The sequence below is a fragment of the Allobosea sp. 05T422_2 genome, from assembly GCF_056396265.1.
In genome coordinates this window covers 1-1,951 of sequence record NZ_JBFTLD010000489.1, presented here as the reverse complement: position 1 = coordinate 1,951, position 1,951 = coordinate 1, and the positions used below count along the sequence as shown (strand labels likewise).

General features: G+C 63.5%; 3 protein-coding genes. 2 read left to right on the top strand and 1 reads right to left on the bottom strand.

Going from position 1 to position 1,951, the window contains the following annotated elements:
- The coding region (locus AC1DJT_RS36480) for a PLP-dependent transferase (protein ID WP_476836034.1) at positions 1 to 176 on the top strand (176 nt) is incomplete at its 5' end.
- Between the two features lie 91 nt (positions 177 to 267).
- Here the strand turns inward: AC1DJT_RS36480 and AC1DJT_RS36475 are convergent.
- Positions 268 to 1,005 (bottom strand): DUF3750 domain-containing protein, encoded by a 738-nt coding sequence (locus AC1DJT_RS36475; protein WP_441506621.1) that lies wholly within the window; start codon positions 1,003 to 1,005, stop codon positions 268 to 270.
- A 142-nt stretch (positions 1,006 to 1,147) separates the two neighbouring features.
- Here AC1DJT_RS36475 and AC1DJT_RS36470 point away from each other — a divergent pair.
- Positions 1,148 to 1,951 (top strand): extracellular solute-binding protein (locus AC1DJT_RS36470; protein ID WP_476836033.1); only part of this gene is annotated, 804 nt, incomplete at its 3' end.

Sequence of the window (1,951 nt, the reverse complement as noted above, 5' to 3'; positions counted from 1 at the left end):
GCCTCGGCGGCACGGAGACGCTCGTCTCGCATCCCGCCGCGATGACCCATTCGGGGGTCGCCCGCGAATTGCGGGAGGAGATCGGGCTCACCGATGCCCTGATCCGGATCTCGGTCGGCATCGAGAATATCGAGGACCTGATCTCGGATCTGGCGCAGGCCTTCGAGGCGGTCTGATCTGGAGCATCATGGCCGGTCTCGAACCGGCCATCCCTGCTTGCCAAATTGCGAGCATGCCGCGGCTGATTTGGCAGCATGCCGAGCGCGCCTAGACGCCCACTCTTCCCCAGCCCGGCAGCTTCAGCGCCGGCTGGCGGATGTCGAATCCGGTGACGAGCCCAAGCAGATTGACCTCGACGCCTTCGACCCAGGCCAGCGTGATGCCGGCGACCCCGAAGAGCGAGACCTGGATGCCGGTGCGGCTCGGCGCCATGCCGAGGAACAGGCCGTCATCGCGCCAGTCCTTCCCGATCGCCGTTGGCGGCAGGGCATGGGCGAGTTCGGGAATCTCGGCGAGCACGTGCTGCACGAAGCTGTTCGAATTGGGCCCCGGCCAGGCGGAATAGCTGCCTGACGTGCTATAGGCATAGCTCTGCACGGCCGCGCGAATGCGCGGAATCAGCGCCTCGGCGGCGGCGCCCTTCACCTCCGTCACCAGCTCCGGCACGTTGCCGAACCAGCGGCCATCGGCCTCGCGATGGTTGATGCGCACAGGATTGCCCCAGCCGACGACATCGAAGCGTGTATAGGCGCTCGCGCCCGCCTCCTTGACCACCAGCCAGGAATGATGCGCGAAGATCCCGCGCCAGCGCCCGACGCGGGCAGCGAAGACATGGATCGTCGCTTCGGGCACGGTTGCTGCGGCCGGCAGGAGCCTGGCGCTGGACCAGTCCGCCCGGCGCCAGTCGGCCGCGAGCGGCTGCAATTGCCACCAGGCCGCATGCGTCGCGACGGGCAGCAGGAAAAGGACGACAAAGAGAGCCAGGACGCGGCGCAGATGATGCATCGCAGGACGATAGTGAGCCCGATTGCGGCATCGCAAGAAAAGACACTGCGACATGACTTCACGAAAAGGTGGTTGAGGCTTCGCTGCAAGCTGATAGCGTGCCGCGCGCCGGGTGGAGATTCACCCGCTAAGGAGGGGCAGATTGGGTTCATCGGTACGGGGGCTGAAGGGCCTTGCGACAGCCATTGCGCTTGGATGGGCGCTGGTTTCGGGCACGGCCGCTAGCGCGCAGGACAAGCAGCTGCGCATTTTCAACTGGTCGGACTATGTCGATCCGGAGGTGCTTGATGCCTTCAAGAAGGAAACCGGCATCACAGTCGTCTACGACACCTTCGACCAGATGGAGACGGTCGAGACCAAGTTGCTCGCGGGCAAGACCGGCTATGACCTGATCGTGGTCACGGCCTCGTTTCTGCCGCGCCATATCCCGCTCAATCTCTACTCGCCGATCGATACGGCCAAGGTTCCGAACCTGAAGAACGCCTGGCCCGAGATTCAGCAACGGCTTTCGAAATATGATCCCGGCAACAAGTTTGCCGTGAACTACATGTGGGGCACGACCGGCATCGGCTACAACGTCGCCAAGATCAAGGAGCGGCTCGGCCCCGATGCAGTGATCGATTCCTGGCGCATCCTGTTCGAACCCGACCAGCTCAAGAAGCTCTCGAATTGCGGCGTGCACGTCCTCGATGCGGTCGAGGAGATGTTCCCGGCGGCGCTGCGCTATCTCGGCCTGAACCCGGATTCGAAGAACGAAGCGGATCTGAACAAGGCCGGCGAATTGCTGCGCAAGATCCGCCCGCACATCCAGAAATTCCATTCCTCGGAATACATCAACGCTCTCGCCAATGGCGATATCTGCCTCGCGGTCGGCTATTCCGGCGACATCCTGCAGGCGAAGAAGCGGGCGGAAGAGGCCAAGAACAAGGTCGAGATCGCCTATTCC

Excerpts from the sequence above, each read along its gene's own strand:
- AC1DJT_RS36475 (WP_441506621.1), bottom strand. The coding sequence starts at position 1,005 with ATGCATCATCTGCGCCGCGTCCTGGCTCTCTTTGTCGTCCTTTTCCTG.